Below are 17282 nucleotides of genomic sequence, written 5' to 3' on the forward strand. Positions count from 1 at the left end.
GATCGGCGTTTCGTCATGCCCTAAGACAGGCCGTGGCAGTGATCCAGCGGCTTCGCCCGTTAAGGTTTATGCGTAACCATGCAAGGCAAGCGTGCAGGTTTTTCGCGAATTTCGGAACAATGATTCCGTGACGCAGTTACACCAGGGTCATCCAAGATGAAAATCAAAGGAGGATATCCTCATGACGAGATCTCTTATCGCCGCTTCGCTGCTCGCGATCGGCATGGCATCGTCGGCCTTTGCCCAGTCGAATCCCGATCCGATCGGGCCGACGAATGGCGGCTCGACCGATCCGAGTTCGGGTAACTATTCGTCCGATTACACCAACAGCGACAATGGCATGCATCCTGTGCAGGTCGCCCCGGTCGATCCGACCACGACGCAGAGCATCGGCCGACCCCAGACGATGGAATGCCCCGGCATGCCACAACAGATGTCCGGCGTCGACACGCGTGGCGGCGAGAGTGGCGCTTCAATCAGCGAAGCCTGCCGCGAATACGACAACTGAGCAGACCGTCGCCCGCTTTGAGAAAAGGCCGGTTCACGCCGGCCTTTTCATGTCGCGGGATCACCAAAAGCTTTTCTCTTTGGACGATAGCTTCGGGCTCGATTACGCCCATACGCTTGTCGAATGGCGCGAGCGCTTCCGGTGGGTCTGGGAACGCATCCGCCCGATGGGCTTCGACGAGCGTTTCAAGCGGCTCTGGGAATTCTATCTGTTCTATTGCGAAGCCGGCTTCCGGGCCTGCAATATCGATGTACGTCAAGTGGTGTTCTCGCGCAGCTGATCATTCCGCCGGATGCGGTGTCGCCGGATGGTGACCTGCCGATGACGGCCGTTCGCGCCAGCCGGTCAAGCGGTTCACCAGCGGGAAATAAGCGCCGTAGGGAAGCAGACGCGCAAGCTTCAGCAGCGTGGTGAAGCGCCCGGGGGAAGTGATCTCGAACGCCTGCGATTTCAGTCCGGCTGCGATCTGCCGGGCAGCCTCCTCGGGCGACACCAGCGCCGTCATCGGCAAGGCGCTCTTGTCTGTCGCCGGGGTATCGATGAAGCCCGGGCTTACGAGCTGGATGCGGATGCCCATCTTGTCGAGATCGAATTTCAGGCTTTCGGCCATGTTGATCAACGCCGCCTTGGTGGCCCCATAGGCAGCCCCCGTCGGCAGGCCGCCATAGCCAGCGACGGAGGAGACGATGGCGATCTGTCCCTGCCCTTTCGCCTTCATATGGCGGATCGCCGGCAAGAGACAGTTGACGACGCCGGAAAGATTTACTGCGAAGCTCGTTTCGAAATCGGCGCGGTGCAGGTCCTCGGCATGAACAGGCAGATAGACGCCGGCATTGAGGATCACCATGGCGAGCGTCCCGTGCTCGTATTCGATGGAGGCCATGACGTGTTCCATGTCCTCGGCATCGGTGACGTCGCCGTCAAGAACGACGATGCTGCCGTCAAGGCCGCTGGCCTCGGCCTGCAGTTCGACCAATTTTTCATGGCTTCTGGCGGTGACGGCGACCTTGTATCCCTCGCCGGCGAGCTTCAGCGCAAGCGCCCGGCCGATGCCGGAACTCGCGCCCGATATCCAGACGATACCATGTTCGGGACGGGCGATGAAATCACGCATGACATGTTCCTCCGGCTCAGCCTGACCAACACGAGACAGATCCGGAAGTTCACATCTCCTCCCGGATTTACGGCCCTATCACACCATTGTGGCTGCTTTCAGCCGATCAGGTCGCCGATCATCTGACGGAGGGATCCGGCGAGCTTGATCGGCCCGTCGGAAACGGCAAAGGCGATGCAGGGCCTGTCCTTTTCGGCGAACGGCCGATGCTCGACCGTCTCGTCAGCAATGGAGATGTCGCCGGGACCGAAACGGCCGCGTTCATCGATGAACGCACCGTCAAGGATCAGGATCAGTTCCATGCCTTATGAGTGTGAGCCGGTAAGGCCCGGCCCGGACGGATCCACGTCAGGCTGACCTCGCAGCCCTCCATGCCGAACGAATATTTCTTGAAGCCGGGCAAGCGCCTGCGCCAGGGCACGTCCTCGGCTCGAACCCAAGGAGATGGCGCAAAGCCTGCGGAAACAGCGCCCTTTCTGGCCTCGTGGACACATGGCGTTCGGGGTCAGGAGGACCAGAGGAAAAGGTCGCAGCAAGCCGCTGGTCGCGATCGGCAATGGCGGGCTTCCGGCGTGCTTTCCAGGGCTTCCCCGGCCAAAAGCTCGAGGCTGCTCACGAAGCTTCGATTACCCGGCTTCATTTGCAGATGGGATTGTACGAGCACCCGTCCCGGCTCGGAAAAGAACCGGCGACGTAATGCGCATCAATGCGTCGATCCTATCGATCTGCTCGTGAACCATGTCGATTTTGTCACGCGCTGTGTGCTGCGCTCCGTTTCGCTTTGTCGTCAATCCGTACGGGTAAAGTCAATCTTCGGATCACCGCGCAACCGCCGGATGGCGGGCGATGCGCTTTTTCGGGCGGGGAAAGCGAAATTTTGTCGTGGTCGACAGAGGCATGGAATAGCATTTCTTGCCAACACAGGCTTGTGAAGGGAAAAGACCGTTCTTAAAGTAAGAGTTCGAAAGAGGCAGATTCCATGACCTTCCACCCCTCCGTCCTCGAAGCCATCGGCAATACGCCTCTGATCAAACTCAAGGGCGCCTCGGCGGCAACCGGCTGCACTATTCTCGGCAAGGCGGAGTTCCTGAACCCCGGGCAGTCGGTCAAGGACCGTGCCGCGCTCTACATCATCCGCGACGCCGAGCGGAAGGGGCTGCTTCGGCCCGGCGGCGTCATCGTCGAAGGCACGGCCGGCAATACCGGCATCGGGCTGACGCTGGTGGCCAAGGCGCTCGGCTACCGCACCGTCATAGTCATCCCGGAAACGCAGAGCCAGGAAAAGAAAGACGCGCTGAAACTGCTTGGCGCCGAACTCGTCGAAGTGCCCGCCGTTCCCTACAAAAACCCGAACAACTATGTGAAGGTGTCCGGGCGGCTCGCCGAGCAAATGGCAAAGAGCGATCCGAACGGGGCGATCTGGGCGAACCAGTTCGACAACGTCGCCAACCGGCAGGCGCATGTCGAAACGACTGCGCCGGAAATCTGGAAGGACACCGACGGCAAAATCGACGGCTTTATCTGCTCCGTCGGTTCCGGCGGCACGCTGGCAGGTGTCGCTGCAGGCCTCAAGGCTTTCAAGCCCGATGTCAAGATCGGCATCGCCGATCCCGATGGCGCCGCTCTCTATGAATTCTACCAGAACGGCACGCTGAAATCCGAAGGTTCATCGATCACCGAGGGCATCGGCCAGGGCCGCATCACCGCCAATCTCGAGGGCTTCACGCCGGACTTTTCCTATCGGATCTCCGATGCCGAAGCCCTTCCCTATCTTTTCGATCTCGTCGAAAACGAGGGCCTGTGCCTCGGTGGCTCGACTGCTATCAATATTGCCGGCGCCGTCAATCTCGCCCGGGATCTCGGGCCAGGTCACACGGTAGTGACAATCCTCTGCGACTACGGCAACCGCTATCAGTCGAAGCTCTTCAATCCGGATTTCCTCAGATCGAAAGGACTGCCCGTTCCGGGCTGGATGGCTAAGTCGTCCGACATACACGTTCCCTACGAACCCGTGTGAGACCCATGCCCGTCAATGCCCTCTATCGTGACGACTTCTATCTCTCGACATGCGAGGCGGTCGTCACCGCCGTTCACGACGACGGGGGCATCGAACTCGACCAGACCTGCTTCTATGCGGCTTCGGGCGGCCAGCCCGGTGACACCGGTCAGCTTGAACGCGCCGACGGCAGCAAGATCGCGCTCGGCCCGACGAAACATGGCGCCAGCAAGGATATCATCATCCATGTGCCGCTCGACAATGAGCCGCAGCCTGAGATCGGCGAGACGCTGGTGCTACATGTCGACTGGCCGCGCCGCTACCGGCTGATGCGCATGCACACGGCTTGCCACCTGCTGTCCGTCGTCTGCTCCTATCCGATCACTGGGGCCGCGGTCGGCGAGGAGGAGAGCCGCATCGACTTCGACATGAGCGAGACGATCGACAAGGACGAGGTCACGGCGAGGCTGATGGAACTGGTCGGTCAGAACCACCCGGTCTACTTGCAATGGATCACCGACGACGAGCTTGCGGCCAATCCTGATATCGTCAAATCGAAGAACGTGCGCCCGCCGCTCGGCCTCGGTCGTGTCAGCCTCGTCTGCATCGGCAAGAACTCCTCGATTGACAGCCAGCCCTGCGGCGGCACACATGTCTCGGAGACGCAGGAAGTCGGCCAGATTCACGTTGCCAAGATCGAAAAGAAGGGCAAGGAGAACCGGCGCTTCCGCATCCGCTTCGGTGCGCCCGGCGAAGAAGCCTGACAAGGGAGACTCAAATGACTGAGAACAAGAGCCGTTTCGTCGTCTCCGCCGACTGGCTGCAGGCCGAGCTCGGCAAACCGGATCTGCGTGTGCTGGACGCCTCCTTCTATCTGCCGGCGCAGAAACGCGATGCCGATGCCGAATATGCGGCCGGCCATATTCCCCGCGCCATCCGTTTCGACCAGGACAAGATCGCCGACCATTCGACGTCGCTGCCGCACATGATCCCCTCGCCCGATTATTTCGCCACTGAGGCCGGCCGGCTCGGCATCAGCGAGAACGATCGCATCGTCGTCTATGACGGCATCGGCGTGTTCGCCTCGCCCCGCGTCTGGTGGCTGTTCCGTGTGATGGGGGCAAAGAACGTCTTCGTGCTCGACGGCGGTCTCGACGGCTGGAAGGCTGAGGGCCGTCCGCTCGAAACTGCGGTGCCCGGCCATGCGCCGACGACCTTCACGCCGAACTTCGATGCAAGCCGCGTGGTGAGGCTCGATGCCATGCGCGACATCGTCTCGAGCGGCGCGATGCAGATCGCCGATGCCCGCAGCGCCGGCCGCTTCGCCGCCACCGAGCCTGAGCCGCGGGCCGGCATGCGCTCCGGCCATATGCCCGGCGCCCGTAGCCTGCCTTCCGGCGTCTTTGCCAGCCAGGGTCGGTTCAAATCACTGCCTGAACTCCGCCAGACGATCGAGGAGGCCGGCATCGATCTTTCGAAGCCGGTCGTCACCTCCTGCGGCTCGGGAATCACGGCGGCCATTATCACGCTGGCGCTGGAATCGCTCGGCCATCACGACAACAAGCTTTATGACGGTTCATGGAGCGAATGGGGCAGCCGTGAGGATACGCCCGTTGTCACCGGCCCGCCAACGCCGGTCAAAGCCTGATCACCATGGGGAAGACACCCGCTTCGCTGAAAGCTCACATCACCCGTCTCGAAATGACGGCGGCGCCGAAAACCAGCATGCCGGTGCCGGTCAATATCCAGACGGCGATCATGCGTGCGCCCGGCATACCGCTGCCCTTCTACCGCTATCTCTACCGGCAGGTGGGCGCGCGCTGGCAATGGGTAGACCGGTTGCGGATGAGCGACGAGCAGCTTACCCAGACGCTGAACGACAAGCGCAACAATATCAGCGTTCTCTATGTAAACGGGGCGCCGGCCGGCTTCTATGAATATTTCTGCGAGGACGAGGATACGATCGAACTCAGCCATTTCGGCCTGATCGAACATGCGCTCGGCCTCGGCATCGGCAAATGGTTCCTGCTGCAGGCGCTCTATGCCATCTGGTCGCTCAATCCGAAGCGGGTCACCACCACCACCAACAATCTCGACCATCCGCGCGCGCTGCAACTCTACCAGATGTACGGCTTCTCCCCGGTCTCCACCGGCACCGGCATCGTCCGGCCGCTGAGCGACAAGGAATTGCTGGAGATCGCGCGGAAAGGCTGAGGGCTTGTTTTGCTTTTCCCGTGCATGTGCCTGCTAACCATCTCAGTTACACAGCTATACGGTGAAATGCCCGCCTCTCCTCCTCATATCTGTGCCTGTCACAGGAATCCAGCCACGGCGCGTCTGCACCGTGAATGAAGCTATATCTCAAGGAAAGAGTCTATCGCGCCCAAGGTCTTGGGCGCACTGGATTCCTGTGACGGGCACAGGACAGGGGTTTTGCTGCGCAGGCAACAGCATGCGCAAGAATCGGGTGGCTTGCGCGCTCGTTCGGGCGCATTCATGGCAATCACCAGGAGATCTTCCATGACCGTCATTCGCTTTGCCGCCATGCCGACTGCCGATGCTAGAGCCCTCTGGAGCGGCGGCCGCGACGCCTATGACAGGCTGCCCGAGACAATGGTTTCCGATGGCCCGGGTCATCCCTGCCGCCATTGCCTGAGGAATATTGACGAGGGCGAGGAATTGCTGGTCTTCGCCTACCGGCCCTTCCCGGAGCTGCAGCCCTATGCCGAAACCGGGCCGATTTTCCTGCACAAGCAGCCTTGCCCGCGTTATGCCGCCGAGGAAATCCTGCCGCCGGTGCTGACGACCAGCCGTGACTTCATCGTCCGCGGCTACAGCGCCAACGATCGCATCGTCTATGGCACCGGCGCGGTGACCGCTATCGCCGATATCCCGGCCTATGCCGAGACATTGCTGGCCCGGCCCGAAATTGCCTACATGCATGTGCGCTCGGCCCGCAACAACTGCTTTCAATGCCGGATCGACAAGGTAAAGGCGCCGGCCCTTGTGGAGACCGGCGCCCTCGCCTAACCCTGAGTCAGGCAGCTTACGCTACGTTCAACACGCTCTCCGGCGCGAAGACCTCATAGCCGAGCGCTTCGGCGACCGGCTTGCTGGTGATGCGGCCCTTATGCACATTGAGGCCGTTTCTCAGGTGCTTGTCTTCGGCAATGGCGCGCAGGCCGCGATCGGCGAGCGCCAAGCCATGAACCAGTGTGGCGTTGTTTAGCGCGTGCGCCGAGGTGACGGGCACAGCGCCCGGCATGTTGGCGACGCAATAATGCACCACGCCGTCGACTTCGTAGGTCGGATCGGAATGGGTCGTCGCATGCGAGGTCTCGAAGCAACCACCCTGATCGATGGCGACGTCGACGATAACGGAGCCCGTTTTCATGCCGGACAGCATTTCGCGCGTGACGAGCTTCGGGGCAGCCGCCCCCGGAATGAGCACAGCGCCGATGACGAGGTCGGCCGAAAAGACCTCCTCCTCCAATGCCTGGATGCTGGAATAACGGGTGTGCACACGGCCGGCAAAAATGTCGTCGAGTTGGCGAAGGCGCGGCAGGGACTTGTCGAGAATGCTGACATCGGCGCCGAGACCGGCGGCCATCCTGGCGGCGTGCAGGCCGACAACGCCGCCACCGATCACCGTGACCTTGGCCGGCAGCACACCGGGTACGCCGCCGAGCAGGACGCCAAGACCGCCATTGGCCTTCTGCAGCGCGGTGGCTCCCGCCTGGATCGACAGGCGCCCTGCCACTTCCGACATCGGCGCCAGCAGCGGCAAGCCGCCGCGTTCGTCCGTTACCGTCTCATAGGCGACCGCGGTGACGCCGGAGGCGATCAGACCCTTGGCCTGTTCGGGATCGGGCGCCAGATGAAGATAGGTGTAGAGAAGCTGACCGTCGCGCAGCTGCGCCCATTCGGAAGGCTGCGGCTCCTTCACCTTGACGATCATGTCGCACTTTTCGAAGATATCCTTGGCGGAGGCGGCGATCTTCGCGCCAGCCGCCGCGTAGGCGGCGTCATCGGCGCCGATGCCGGCGCCCGCCTTCGTCTCCACCCAGACGTCGTGGCCATGGGCGACGTATTCGCGCACCGAAGCCGGTGTCAGGCCGACGCGATATTCATGGTTCTTGATTTCCTTCGGGCAACCGACACGCATTTGCGTTCCTCTCATTTTGTCTCCGCAGCCGCGGATCTCCTCGCCCGATGAATCCAACCACCAAGACAGCGAAATGTCCTTGCAAAGACGATTTGCAAAGAAGCAATTTTTCGCTGATTATTGCGCCATTATCATTATTTTTCGAAAGTTCTTCGAATGACTGATCTCGATCCCATCGATCTTGCGATTCTCAAGGTCCTGCAGGCCAATGCACGCATCACCAACGCCGAGCTTGCTGAAAGGATCGGTCTCTCGCCTTCGGCCTGTTCGCGCCGGCTCGACATCCTCGAAAGAAGCGGTGTCATCGGCGGCTATCATGCGCGGCTTTCGCATAAGGCCCTCGATTACAAGATGATCGCCATCGTGCATATCTCGCTCTCCGGTCAGTTCGCCAAAACGCTGGCGGAATTCGAAGCCGCTGTGAAGCTCTGCCCGAACGTGCTCGTCTGTTACCTGATGTCGGGCGAATACGACTATATCCTCAGGGTCGCCGCCCGTGACCTCGAGGATTACGAGCGCATCCATCGTGACTGGCTGTCGGCGCTTCCCCATGTGGTCAAGATCAATTCGAGCTTCGCGCTCAGAGAAATCATTGACAGGCCGAATGTGGGGCTTTGAGGCCTTGCTTATTTGCCGAAACGCTGCCCAGACTTTCGAGGCTCGCGCACTTTCCCTTTTACGGCACAACATGACTTCGAAGACCCACGGTTATATTTTCGCCCTGCTGGCCACCACCATCTTCTCTTTGCAGGACGCCATCTCGAAACATCTGGCGTCGACTTATCCGCCGATCTTCGTGACGATGATCCGCTACTGGGCCTTCGCGCTGTTTACGATCGTCCTCGCTTCGAAAATGCGCGGCGGCCTCCAGGCGACGGCCCGCACAAAACGCCCGCTTCTTCAGGTGGTGCGCGGCGTGCTGCTTGCCGCCCAGGTGGTTCTAGCCATCACCTGCTTTGCCGTGATCGGCCTTGCCCGCTCGCAAGCGATCTTTTCCGCGACGCCGATCCTGATCGCGCTGCTGTCGATGCCGATCCTCGGTGAGCGGGTCGGATGGCGACGGTGGACGGCGATCGGCGTCGGGCTTTGCGGGGTACTGCTGATCCTGAAGCCGGAAGGCGAGTTTTTCGACGTGAAGTTGCTTCTCGCCATTCTTTCCTGCTTCAACTTCGCCTTCTACGTCATCGCCACCCGCTTCGTCAGCCGCGACGATTCGTCGATGACCAGCTTCTTCTATACCGGCGTTATCGGCGGCATCACGATGACGCTCGTCGGCCCGTTCTACTGGAGCTGGATGTCGCCAGGCGACTGGGGCTGGATGGCGCTCGTCTGCATGACCAGCATTTCCAGCCACTATTTCCTGATCCGCGCCTACGATCTTCTCGATGCCGCCGCCGTCCAGCCGCTGACCTATCTGTCACTGGTCTACGCCTCGATCATCGGTGTGACGATCTATGACGAAACGCTCAGTCTCAACACGATCATTGGCTCGGTCATCGTCGTTGCCGCCGGCATCTTCACCATTTGGCGCGAACATGTGGTGGGGCGCAGGGCGGTGGTCGCCAACTGAAGTTTCACTGCAATTTTAGCCAAGCCCCTAAAACCATTTCAATTTTCTGGCGCTATGCTCCCCTCGCGTTTCATAGGGAGACAGCATGAGCAGCAACTTGAAAATCACGGCGCGGAAGGCCGATCGGAAGAATTGCCGCGTCTTCGGCAGCGTCAAATATCTGAACAGCGAAGTGGATGTGCGAATTCTCAACTTGTCGGTGACCGGCGCCGCCCTGGAGACCAAGACGCCGCTCCATGCCGCTTCCGGCAGCAAGGTGCGCATCGAAGCCGAAAACCTTGGACTGCTCGAAGGTATCATTCGCTGGAAGCACAATGGCCGCATCGGCATCCAGTTCGACGTGAATTCGAATGCGAGGGCGCAGATTTCCTCCTATTTCCGCTTTTTCCATAAGGAAATCCGGCCGGTACTGGCGGTGCGTCAACTAAGAGCCATGACCCACGGCGACCGCCCGCCGCGTTTGGCGACATTGACGCTGAAATCGTAGGACCGCATCACTTTTGCGCCGAAGGAGCGGCTGACAATCGTTCCGGCAGCCGCCATCGACATTGACGTCGTGCGCAATGGCGGCCTTGCGTCTGCACGAAGCTGACGCCGCGGTCCTCTATCGATGGCGGTCAGGCTATGACCACGCTAATCACGACCCGCCGCCGATGGATTTCAGCCGGAGCGCTGTGCGATATATTGCCTTTTAAAATCATATCGCCTTTGCTGCCGATTGTTTTGACGTCCTGTCATTTTCGCAGTGTACTCCTCGCCAATTCGTCCTAATTCTGACGGGCCGGACGATTGCATGATCCCTATAGGAGAGTTCCATGTCTTCCATTTTTGATGTCGGCGTCATGAGCCGCCGTTCCCTGCTCGGCGGCCTCGCCGCGACTTCCGCCCTGGTGCTGCTGCACCCTTTCAGCGCCCGTGCCAACGCCAACCAGGCGCATCTGCGGCTGATGGAAACGACCGACATCCACGTCAACGTCTTCCCCTATGACTATTACGCCGACAAGCCGAACGACACGATGGGCCTGTCGCGCACCGGCACGATCATCGACAATATCCGCGCAGAGGCGGTTAACTCGCTGCTGATCGACAATGGCGACGTGCTGCAGGGCAATCCGATGGGCGACTACATGGCCTATCAGCACGGCATGAAGGACGGCGACATCCATCCCGTGATCAAGGCGATGAACACGCTCGGATACACGGTCGGGACGCTCGGCAATCACGAGTTCAATTACGGCCTCGACTTCATGTTCAAGGTCCTGTCCGGCGCAAATTTCCCGTTCGTCTGCGCCAACCTGACCAAGGGCCAGCTCGCCTCGGATCCCAAGCACGACGACCTCTTCTTCAAACCCTACATCATTGTCGAAAAGCAGATCAAAGACGGCGCCGGCAAGGAGAGCCCTGTCAAGATCGGTTTCATCGGTTTCGCGCCGCCGCAGATCATGCTCTGGGACATCAAGAACCTCGAAGGCAAGGCGCAGACCCGCGACATCGTCGAGGCCGCCAAGTCCTGGGTTCCCGCCATGAAGGAAGCCGGCGCCGATATCGTCATCGCGCTCTCCCATTCCGGCATCGACGGAGCAGCACAGTCCGAAAAGATGGAAAACGCCTCACTGCATCTTGCCGCAGTCGAAGGGATCGACGCGATCTTCACTGGCCACCAGCATCTGGTTTTCCCCGGCCCGAAGAGCTGGGACGGCATCGCCAATGCCGATCCCGTCAAGGGCACGCTGCACGGCAAGCCGGCCGTGATGGCCGGGTTCTGGGGTTCGCATCTCGGCCTCATCGACCTGCTGCTCGAAAAAGACGGCAACAGCTGGAAGATCGTCGATTTCACCTCGGAAGCGCGGCCGATCTACCATCGCGACGACAAGAAGAAAGTGGTCGCTGACTACATCGACAAGAAGGACGTGGTCGAAGCCGCCAAGGCCGAGCATGAGGCGACGCTCGCCTATGTGCGCACGCCGGTCGGCAACACGTCGGCTCCGCTCTATTCATATTTCGCGCTGGTCGCCGACGATCCTTCAGTGCAGGTCGTCAGCCAGGCCCAGACCTGGTACATCAAGCAGATGCTCGCCGACACCCGGTATAAGGATCTGCCGGTGCTTTCGGCCGCAGCCCCCTTCAAGGCCGGCGGCCGCGGCGGCGCCGACTACTATACCGATGTGCCGGCCGGCGATATCGCGATCAAAAACGTCGCCGACCTCTATCTCTATCCGAACACGGTGCAGGCTGTCGCGATTACCGGCGCTCAGGTGAAGAACTGGCTGGAAATGTCGGCCGGCATGTTCAATCACATCGACGCCGGCGCGAAGGACGCGCCGCTGCTCAACGCCGATTTCCCGTCTTACAATTTCGACGTGATCGACGGCGTTACATATCAGATCGACCTGTCGCAGCCGCCAAAATATGATTCGTCCGGCAAGGCGATCAATCCGGATGCCAACCGTATCCAGAACCTCGCCTTCGAAGGCAAGCCGATCGATCCGGCCCAAAAGTTCGTCGTCGTCACCAACAATTACCGCGCCGGCGGCGGCGGCAGTTTCCCGGAGATCGCCGCCGACAAGGTGGTCTTCCAGGCGCCGGACACCAACCGCGACGTCATCGTGCGCTACGTCCACGAGCAGGGCACGATCAATCCGTCGGCCGACGCGAACTGGACCTTCAAGCCGCTGCCGGGCACGACGGCGACCTTCGAAAGCGGCCCCAAGGCGAAGCAGTTCCTCGCTGCGGTCAAGAGCGTCAAGATCGAGGAGGCCGGAGACGGCGCCGACGGCTTTTCGAAGTTCCGGCTCGTTCTTTAACCGATGGCATAGTAGCGAAGGCGCGGCTCCGCGCCTTCGTTATTCGGCCGCGAGCGGCTGCGTGGTGTCACGCAGTTCAGCCATCTCAGCATGAAAATCGGCCTGGTTCGGGCAATAGGAAAGCCGTGTGCGGAAGGCGTCGATCATCCAACTGGCGGCCGGTCCGGGTGGGTTGGCGAGCTGGCGCATCGAATAGATGGCATACTCACCCTGTTCATAGGCCTCCAGGTCGAGATGGATGAGCTCGCCGCTGCGCAGATCGTCATGTATGATGGACGCCGGAAGACCGCCCCAGCCAAGCCCAGCCTTAATGAGCTGGTGCTTTGTCGCAATATCACTGATGCGCCACGTCTTGTAGGACAGAACGTTGAAATCCCGCCCCTTTGTCCGGCCTGACGCGTCGGTGACGACGAGTTGCACTTCCTCGCGCACGTCGCCGAGCGTGAGCGGCCGGCCGATCGCGGCAAGCGGGTGGTTGGGCGCGGCGACGGGCAGCATGAAGGAATGGCCGATCCGTTCCGTGACAATCGAATCGTCCGGCTTGAGGACCGCGCCGCCAATGCCGATCGTCACCTTGCCGCTCAGAACGAGATCCATGACCATTCCGAGTTCACCGACATTGAGGTTTAACGAAACGGTCGGGTATCTTTCGCGGAATTCGTGCAGCACATCCACTACCGCGCGGGAAGGCACCATGACGCTGATGGCAACAGAAACCTCGGCTTCGAGGCCCTCCCTCAGGCTCTTGACCCGCGCCCGCATGACCTGCAGGTCGCCGAGAATGCGACGCGCATCCTCGAGCATCGCCTTGCCGGCCTCCGTCAGCTTCGGCTGGCGTGCGCCGGAACGCTCGAAAAGTGGCATTTCCAACTGCGCCTCCAGATTGGCGATCGTATAGCTGACGACCGACTGCGCTCGGTTCAGCGCCCGCGATGCGGCCGAAAAGCTGCCGGTTTCGGCTACGGTCAAAAACACCTGCAACTGGTCTAAAGTCGGGTTCGGAAGCATCTTCCATCCATTCCATCGATAATTTGGATCGACATTATCACCGTTTTTTCGATAGCGGGCCAGTCTTATTTTCCTCTTCGAAACCGCGGCTCACCTCCCAGCACCGAGCCGTCCAATTCAATTCGAAAGGAAATGCAGCATGCCGTCCATCCTTCTTCTGACGTCCAGCCCGCGTGCCGACTCGCTCTCGACCCCGATCGCCGTCGATCTCGCCGAAAAGCTGAAGAACCAGAAGCCTGGCAGCGTCGTCGTTCGCCGCGACCTCGCCGCAAACCCGCTGCCGCATATCGATGACCTCTTTACCGGCGCGATCCGCAAGCCGGCGGAAGCCCGTAGTGCCGAAGAGGTCGCCGCGGTTAAAATCTCCGACGAACTCGTGGCCGAATTGTTTGCCGCCGACACGATCGTCATCAGCACCGGCCTGATCAACTTCAACATCTATTCGTCGCTGAAGACCTGGATCGACAACATCGCCCGCGCCGGCGTGACGTTCAAGTACACGGAAAGCGGCCCCGTCGGTCTCGTCACCGGCAAGAAGGTTTATGTCGTTCTCGCCTCGGGTGGCGTTTACTCGCAGGGTCCGGCCGCTCCCCTGAACCATGCCGTGCCCTACCTGAAGTCTGTCCTCGGCTTCCTCGGCATCACAGACATCGAGACCATCTATGTCGAAGGCCTCGCCTTCGGCCCCGAAGCCGCGGAAAAGGCCGTTGACGCGGCCAAGTCGCGTGTCCAGGAAATCGCGCTGGCCGCCTGATCGGCTCTCAAACCCTAAGGTGTAATGCAACGGCCGGCCCTTCGCCGGCCGTCTGTCATTTGTCGATGGCGCCAACAAAATCGCGGATCGTCTCGAGGATTTCGGCCGACAGAGCCTCGTCTGAGGAAATCCTTGCAAGGCCGATGCCGCCTGCCATCATCGCGAAGGCCATGATCGCCTTGCGCCGCCTTTCCCCTTCATCCGCTCCTGCGGCTTTGCTCCCCAATCCCGCGAAATTGCGCCGGAGTCCTTCCGTCGCGATCGCTCGCGCCTTCTGGCCGCTGCGCGATATATCGGAGGTCAGCGCAGCAAAAGGGCAGCCCTCGCCGGGATTGTCGCGGTGATAGGTGCTGATATAACGCTCGGCGATATCGGCAGCCGTCATCTCCGCCGGATTGATCCCCTCGGCCTCCAATTTGCTTCCCCATGAATCGAAAGCCGACTGGATCGCCTCGGCGACCAGATCGTCACGGGATGCGAAGTGCTTGTAGAAACCGCCGACGGTCAGCCCGGCCTCCTTCATCAGGTCGGCAACGCTGATACCGTCGAGTCCCGCTTCGCGCAGCCGCCTGGACGCGGTCTCCACGATCTTCTCATGCGTCTTCTGTTTTTCCAGCTGCGAACGCCCCATAGGTGCCTCTTGACTAATGTGGATTACAATCATAATCCTTATAGATAGCGATCATAATCTAGATCGTTTTCATTTCCAAGAGGAGCATGAATCATGCGTCTAAAAAATAAGGTCGCCGTGATCACTGGTGGCAATAGCGGCATTGGTCTTGCGACCGCCAAGGCCTTCATCGATGAGGGCGCCAAGGTCGTGATCACCGGCCGCAATCCGGAAACGCTCGCTGCCGCCGAAAAGGTCCTGGGGGCTGGCGTCGTGGCGCTCAATCTCGACGTCACCGATGCAGCCGCCACCGAAAAGGCTTTTGCGGAAGCCGCCGCAAAGGTCGGCAGATTTGACATCGTCTTTGCCAATGCGGGCATCGGCGGCGCGACACCGCTCGGTGACACGTCGCCGGAACAGTTCAATCGGATCATCAGCACCAATCTCACGGCCGTTTTCTTCACCGTGCAGGCGGCCCTGCCGCATCTTAACGACGGCGCCTCGGTCATCCTCAATGGCTCGGTGCATGCCGTGCTCGGCGCTCCCGGCTGGACGGCCTATGCGGCGACTAAAGCCGCGGTCCGGGCGATGACGCGCAATATGGCGTCCGAGCTCGCACCGCGCAGCATCCGCGTTAACCAGGTGACGCCCGGCGGCACGAAGACGCCGATCTGGTCGCCGATGGCCCAGACGGAAGACGCGATGTCGGCGCTCGAAGCCCGTATCGGCGGCATGAGCCCACTCGGGCGCATGAGCGAAGCGGACGAAATTGCCAAGGCCGCGCTCTATCTCGCCTCCGATGACGCATCCAACGTCACCGGTATCGAGATCACCGTCGATGGCGGCATGACAAGCGCGCCTTCAGGCGCCAAGATCTTCCGCACCGCCTGATCGAACCGGAGGGCTAACTGGGTTCCAAGATGATGAGCGGCCGACGACGCGGTTGCGGCCGCTCTTCTTTGCCTCGTAAAGCCTGCCATCGGCGGCTGCGAGCACCGTCGTGAAACTGGCGCCGTCCTCGTCGGCCGTCGCAACGCCGATGCTGACCGTCACGGGCTTCTCATCCGGGGTCTTGACGCTGGTCTCGATCGTCCAGCGCAGACGCTCACTTAGCAGCAGCCCTTCCTCATGGCTTGTGCCGGGGCAGACGGCGACGAATTCCTCGCCGCCGAAGCGGAAGATGCGGTCGCTGGAGCGCAGCGTCGTGCCGAGCCGGGCGGCGATCGATTTCAGCACCGCGTCACCCTGGAGATGACCGTAGCCATCATTGACATCCTTGAAGTGATCGGCGTCGATAATGAGAACGGTGGCAAACAGCCCCTGCCTCAATGCCTCACGCAGCATCAGCGGCGCCTCGAGCTCCATGCGCGTTCGGTCATAGACGCCAGTCAGCATATCCCGGCCGGTGCGCTCCAGAAGGTCGTTATAGCGTTCGCGGAATGTCAGGTCGCCAAAGACGTCGCTGATGGAGCGCGCGGCGGCGTCGGCGCCAAGGCGGCGGATCCGATATTCATAGATCGCAAACATTGCCCCATAGAGGCAGACGGAAAGCATCTTCGCCTTCCAGCCTCCCCAGAACACGGCGATCGGCACATCGAGGAAAAAATGCAGCGCGGCGAAGAAGCCGACTTGGTCGAAGGTCAGCAGCACGAAGCCAGAGATCATGAAACGCAACACGACGCGCCTGCGGAAGAAATCGCCGAGTTTTTCGTAGAGCAGGATGATGCCGAGCGAATCGACATAGAGCAGCGCCGTGCCCCAAACCATCAGCCAGCCCATCTCCTTCAGAAAATCGATGTCGGGCGTATGGTTTGACGACAGCTGCAGCGGCTGGTGCAGTTGCAGCACCCAGGCGATGCCGACTGTCAGCAGGTTGCCGAGGAAGAGGCCGTAGATCGGCTGCCGCACCGTGGCGGCATCCTCCCACAGGTATAACATCAGGATCATCATCAGCTTGCCGGAGAAGAAGACGGATGAACCCGGCGACACATCCCCGAACGGCAGCGAGACGTAAAAGACCGCGGCCAGATAGGTCTCCATGAAATGCATGACGCCGAGCGCCGTCAGGAAGACCCCGAGACCGAGCCGATGGCGGAAGTGCAGAAGCGTCACCATCAGCACGAAATAGGCCACGGCTTCGACGACGAAGAGAACGAGGTTCAGCGACTCCATTACGACACCTCGGCTACAGGCCGGCGTCGCGCCGACGCGGCGATCGCGGCTGCGGATCCTTTGATCGATCGTCCGAAAAAGTCACACACGAGGGCGCCCTGCAATCCTGCAGGCCATAGCTTTCACCGCAATCCTTTAAGATTGCGTGAGCGCCTTCTTATATTTCGGATGAACGCCAAGTCATACGATTGAAAAGCGAGGAATTTCTGTTCGGCGCCCCGGGTCGGAACGATCGCGGCTTCAGACCTGGCGAATCTTTTCGCCGTCGCCAAAGAGCGACAGGCCATGCTGGTCGATGATCTGGTGCGCCTTGCGCACTGTGCACTCGATCGCGTCGTCCGAGGAGGAGAAGAGATCGGCGCGGATGAAATTGCGCACCAGCACCTCGTCGCCGACTTTCTTTTCGATGCGGCCGGCCAGACGGTATTGGCTGCCTTCCTTGCGTGGCTCCGCATAGATCGTGCAATCGCCGTAAAGCTGCGGCTCACCGGAGGGGCCTGCCTCCGAAGCGGCCTTGCCGCCGGAGAACATCGAAAAGAGATTTGAAAGGAACGAAGCCATGATCCGTCTCTAACACGGCG

18 protein-coding genes and 2 pseudogenes are annotated in these 17282 nt (G+C 60.7%); 13 read left to right on the forward strand and 7 right to left on the reverse strand.

Annotated features, from left to right (window positions below):
* The first annotated feature begins 181 nt into the window (after positions 1-181).
* Entirely contained in the window at positions 182-508 is a 327-nt protein-coding gene (locus GGI60_RS12730; protein ID WP_183916171.1) for a hypothetical protein, read from the forward strand.
* Between the two features lie 82 nt (positions 509-590).
* A pseudogene (locus tag GGI60_RS12735) lies at positions 591-788 on the forward strand (class I SAM-dependent methyltransferase); the annotation flags it as partial.
* Here the strand turns inward: GGI60_RS12735 and GGI60_RS12740 are convergent.
* Both GGI60_RS12740 and GGI60_RS12745 read right to left on the reverse strand, forming a co-directional pair.
* Complete coding sequence (locus GGI60_RS12740) at positions 789-1622, reverse strand: SDR family NAD(P)-dependent oxidoreductase (RefSeq protein WP_183916173.1); 834 nt, start codon at positions 1620-1622, stop codon at positions 789-791.
* Positions 1623-1720: 98 nt separating this feature from the next.
* Positions 1721-2362, reverse strand: a pseudogene (locus tag GGI60_RS12745) (cupin domain-containing protein).
* A gap of 239 nt (positions 2363-2601) precedes the next feature.
* On the opposite strand from GGI60_RS12745, the gene GGI60_RS12750 reads away from it, so the two are divergent.
* The 5 genes from GGI60_RS12750 (at position 2602) to GGI60_RS12770 (ending at position 6648) form a co-directional block, all read left to right on the forward strand.
* Positions 2602-3639 carry a cysteine synthase A gene (locus tag GGI60_RS12750; RefSeq protein WP_183916175.1) on the forward strand — a complete coding sequence of 346 codons (1038 nt, stop codon included), beginning with the start codon at positions 2602-2604 and terminating at the stop codon, positions 3637-3639.
* Positions 3640-3644: 5 nt separating this feature from the next.
* A complete protein-coding gene (locus GGI60_RS12755; RefSeq protein ID WP_183916176.1) occupies positions 3645-4382 on the forward strand; it encodes an alanyl-tRNA editing protein in 738 nt (245 codons plus the stop codon).
* A gap of 14 nt (positions 4383-4396) precedes the next feature.
* The gene (gene sseA / locus GGI60_RS12760; RefSeq protein WP_183916178.1) at positions 4397-5266 is read left to right on the forward strand and encodes a 3-mercaptopyruvate sulfurtransferase; all 870 of its coding nucleotides are present in this window, start codon (positions 4397-4399) and stop codon (positions 5264-5266) included.
* A 5-nt stretch (positions 5267-5271) separates the two neighbouring features.
* Positions 5272-5832, forward strand: a complete 561-nt coding sequence (locus GGI60_RS12765) for a GNAT family N-acetyltransferase (RefSeq protein ID WP_183916180.1) — start codon at positions 5272-5274, stop codon at positions 5830-5832.
* 306 nt (positions 5833-6138) lie between these two features.
* Positions 6139-6648 (forward strand): DUF1203 domain-containing protein, encoded by a 510-nt coding sequence (locus GGI60_RS12770; RefSeq protein WP_183916182.1) that lies wholly within the window; start codon positions 6139-6141, stop codon positions 6646-6648.
* Between the two features lie 16 nt (positions 6649-6664).
* Here GGI60_RS12770 and ald read toward each other — a convergent pair whose 3' ends face one another.
* Positions 6665-7783, reverse strand: coding sequence for an alanine dehydrogenase (gene ald / locus GGI60_RS12775; RefSeq protein WP_183916318.1), 1119 nt, complete (start codon positions 7781-7783; stop codon positions 6665-6667).
* A gap of 156 nt (positions 7784-7939) precedes the next feature.
* On the opposite strand from ald, the gene GGI60_RS12780 reads away from it, so the two are divergent.
* The 4 genes from GGI60_RS12780 to GGI60_RS12795 all read left to right on the forward strand — a co-directional run bounded on the left by GGI60_RS12780 (position 7940) and on the right by GGI60_RS12795 (position 12157).
* Positions 7940-8401, forward strand: a complete 462-nt coding sequence (locus GGI60_RS12780; protein ID WP_183916183.1) for an Lrp/AsnC family transcriptional regulator — start codon at positions 7940-7942, stop codon at positions 8399-8401.
* 70 nt (positions 8402-8471) lie between these two features.
* Positions 8472-9353 carry a DMT family transporter gene (locus GGI60_RS12785; RefSeq protein ID WP_183916185.1) on the forward strand — a complete coding sequence of 294 codons (882 nt, stop codon included), beginning with the start codon at positions 8472-8474 and terminating at the stop codon, positions 9351-9353.
* Between the two features lie 85 nt (positions 9354-9438).
* Positions 9439-9840 (forward strand): PilZ domain-containing protein, encoded by a 402-nt coding sequence (locus GGI60_RS12790; protein WP_183916187.1) that lies wholly within the window; start codon positions 9439-9441, stop codon positions 9838-9840.
* A gap of 328 nt (positions 9841-10168) precedes the next feature.
* On the forward strand, positions 10169-12157 hold the full coding sequence (locus tag GGI60_RS12795; protein ID WP_183916189.1) for a bifunctional 2',3'-cyclic-nucleotide 2'-phosphodiesterase/3'-nucleotidase: 1989 nt from the start codon (positions 10169-10171) through the stop codon (positions 12155-12157).
* 39 nt (positions 12158-12196) lie between these two features.
* Here the strand turns inward: GGI60_RS12795 and GGI60_RS12800 are convergent, their stop codons facing one another.
* Positions 12197-13165, reverse strand: coding sequence for a LysR family transcriptional regulator (locus GGI60_RS12800; protein ID WP_183916191.1), 969 nt, complete (start codon positions 13163-13165; stop codon positions 12197-12199).
* A 139-nt stretch (positions 13166-13304) separates the two neighbouring features.
* Here GGI60_RS12800 and GGI60_RS12805 point away from each other — a divergent pair, with 139 nt between their 5' ends.
* On the forward strand, positions 13305-13919 hold the full coding sequence (locus GGI60_RS12805; RefSeq protein ID WP_183916193.1) for an FMN-dependent NADH-azoreductase: 615 nt from the start codon (positions 13305-13307) through the stop codon (positions 13917-13919).
* Between the two features lie 55 nt (positions 13920-13974).
* Here GGI60_RS12805 and GGI60_RS12810 read toward each other — a convergent pair whose 3' ends face one another.
* Positions 13975-14550, reverse strand: a complete 576-nt coding sequence (locus GGI60_RS12810; protein ID WP_183916195.1) for a TetR/AcrR family transcriptional regulator — start codon at positions 14548-14550, stop codon at positions 13975-13977.
* A gap of 93 nt (positions 14551-14643) precedes the next feature.
* Here GGI60_RS12810 and GGI60_RS12815 point away from each other — a divergent pair, with 93 nt between their 5' ends.
* Positions 14644-15420: an SDR family oxidoreductase gene (locus GGI60_RS12815; RefSeq protein WP_183916196.1), complete on the forward strand. Its 777-nt coding sequence runs from the start codon at positions 14644-14646 to the stop codon at positions 15418-15420.
* Here the strand turns inward: GGI60_RS12815 and GGI60_RS12820 are convergent.
* Positions 15391-16701 (reverse strand): sensor domain-containing diguanylate cyclase, encoded by a 1311-nt coding sequence (locus GGI60_RS12820; RefSeq protein ID WP_183916198.1) that lies wholly within the window; start codon positions 16699-16701, stop codon positions 15391-15393. The genes GGI60_RS12815 and GGI60_RS12820 overlap by 30 nt on opposite strands.
* A gap of 240 nt (positions 16702-16941) precedes the next feature.
* Positions 16942-17262 (reverse strand): HlyU family transcriptional regulator, encoded by a 321-nt coding sequence (locus tag GGI60_RS12825; protein ID WP_183916200.1) that lies wholly within the window; start codon positions 17260-17262, stop codon positions 16942-16944.
* Between the last annotated feature and the right edge of the window lie 20 nt (positions 17263-17282).

Origin of the sequence: Rhizobium lentis, from assembly GCF_014200175.1 — a bacterium.
Classification (GTDB): domain Bacteria; phylum Pseudomonadota; class Alphaproteobacteria; order Rhizobiales; family Rhizobiaceae; genus Rhizobium; species Rhizobium mulingense.

Bases quoted from the DNA above. Each gene is read 5' to 3' on its own strand.
- GGI60_RS12730 (WP_183916171.1), top strand. From the start codon at position 182: ATGACGAGATCTCTTATCGCCGCTTCGCTGCTCGCGATCGGCATGGCA.
- GGI60_RS12740 (WP_183916173.1), bottom strand. From the start codon at position 1,622: ATGCGTGATTTCATCGCCCGTCCCGAACATGGTATCGTCTGGATATCG.
- GGI60_RS12750 (WP_183916175.1), top strand. From the start codon at position 2,602: ATGACCTTCCACCCCTCCGTCCTCGAAGCCATCGGCAATACGCCTCTG.
- GGI60_RS12755 (WP_183916176.1), top strand. From the start codon at position 3,645: ATGCCCGTCAATGCCCTCTATCGTGACGACTTCTATCTCTCGACATGC.
- sseA (WP_183916178.1), top strand. From the start codon at position 4,397: ATGACTGAGAACAAGAGCCGTTTCGTCGTCTCCGCCGACTGGCTGCAG.
- GGI60_RS12765 (WP_183916180.1), top strand. From the start codon at position 5,272: ATGGGGAAGACACCCGCTTCGCTGAAAGCTCACATCACCCGTCTCGAA.
- GGI60_RS12770 (WP_183916182.1), top strand. From the start codon at position 6,139: ATGACCGTCATTCGCTTTGCCGCCATGCCGACTGCCGATGCTAGAGCC.
- ald (WP_183916318.1), bottom strand. From the start codon at position 7,783: ATGCGTGTCGGTTGCCCGAAGGAAATCAAGAACCATGAATATCGCGTC.
- GGI60_RS12780 (WP_183916183.1), top strand. From the start codon at position 7,940: ATGACTGATCTCGATCCCATCGATCTTGCGATTCTCAAGGTCCTGCAG.
- GGI60_RS12785 (WP_183916185.1), top strand. From the start codon at position 8,472: ATGACTTCGAAGACCCACGGTTATATTTTCGCCCTGCTGGCCACCACC.
- GGI60_RS12790 (WP_183916187.1), top strand. From the start codon at position 9,439: ATGAGCAGCAACTTGAAAATCACGGCGCGGAAGGCCGATCGGAAGAAT.
- GGI60_RS12795 (WP_183916189.1), top strand. From the start codon at position 10,169: ATGTCTTCCATTTTTGATGTCGGCGTCATGAGCCGCCGTTCCCTGCTC.
- GGI60_RS12800 (WP_183916191.1), bottom strand. From the start codon at position 13,165: ATGCTTCCGAACCCGACTTTAGACCAGTTGCAGGTGTTTTTGACCGTA.
- GGI60_RS12805 (WP_183916193.1), top strand. From the start codon at position 13,305: ATGCCGTCCATCCTTCTTCTGACGTCCAGCCCGCGTGCCGACTCGCTC.
- GGI60_RS12810 (WP_183916195.1), bottom strand. From the start codon at position 14,550: ATGGGGCGTTCGCAGCTGGAAAAACAGAAGACGCATGAGAAGATCGTG.
- GGI60_RS12815 (WP_183916196.1), top strand. From the start codon at position 14,644: ATGCGTCTAAAAAATAAGGTCGCCGTGATCACTGGTGGCAATAGCGGC.
- GGI60_RS12820 (WP_183916198.1), bottom strand. From the start codon at position 16,701: ATGGAGTCGCTGAACCTCGTTCTCTTCGTCGTCGAAGCCGTGGCCTAT.
- GGI60_RS12825 (WP_183916200.1), bottom strand. From the start codon at position 17,262: ATGGCTTCGTTCCTTTCAAATCTCTTTTCGATGTTCTCCGGCGGCAAG.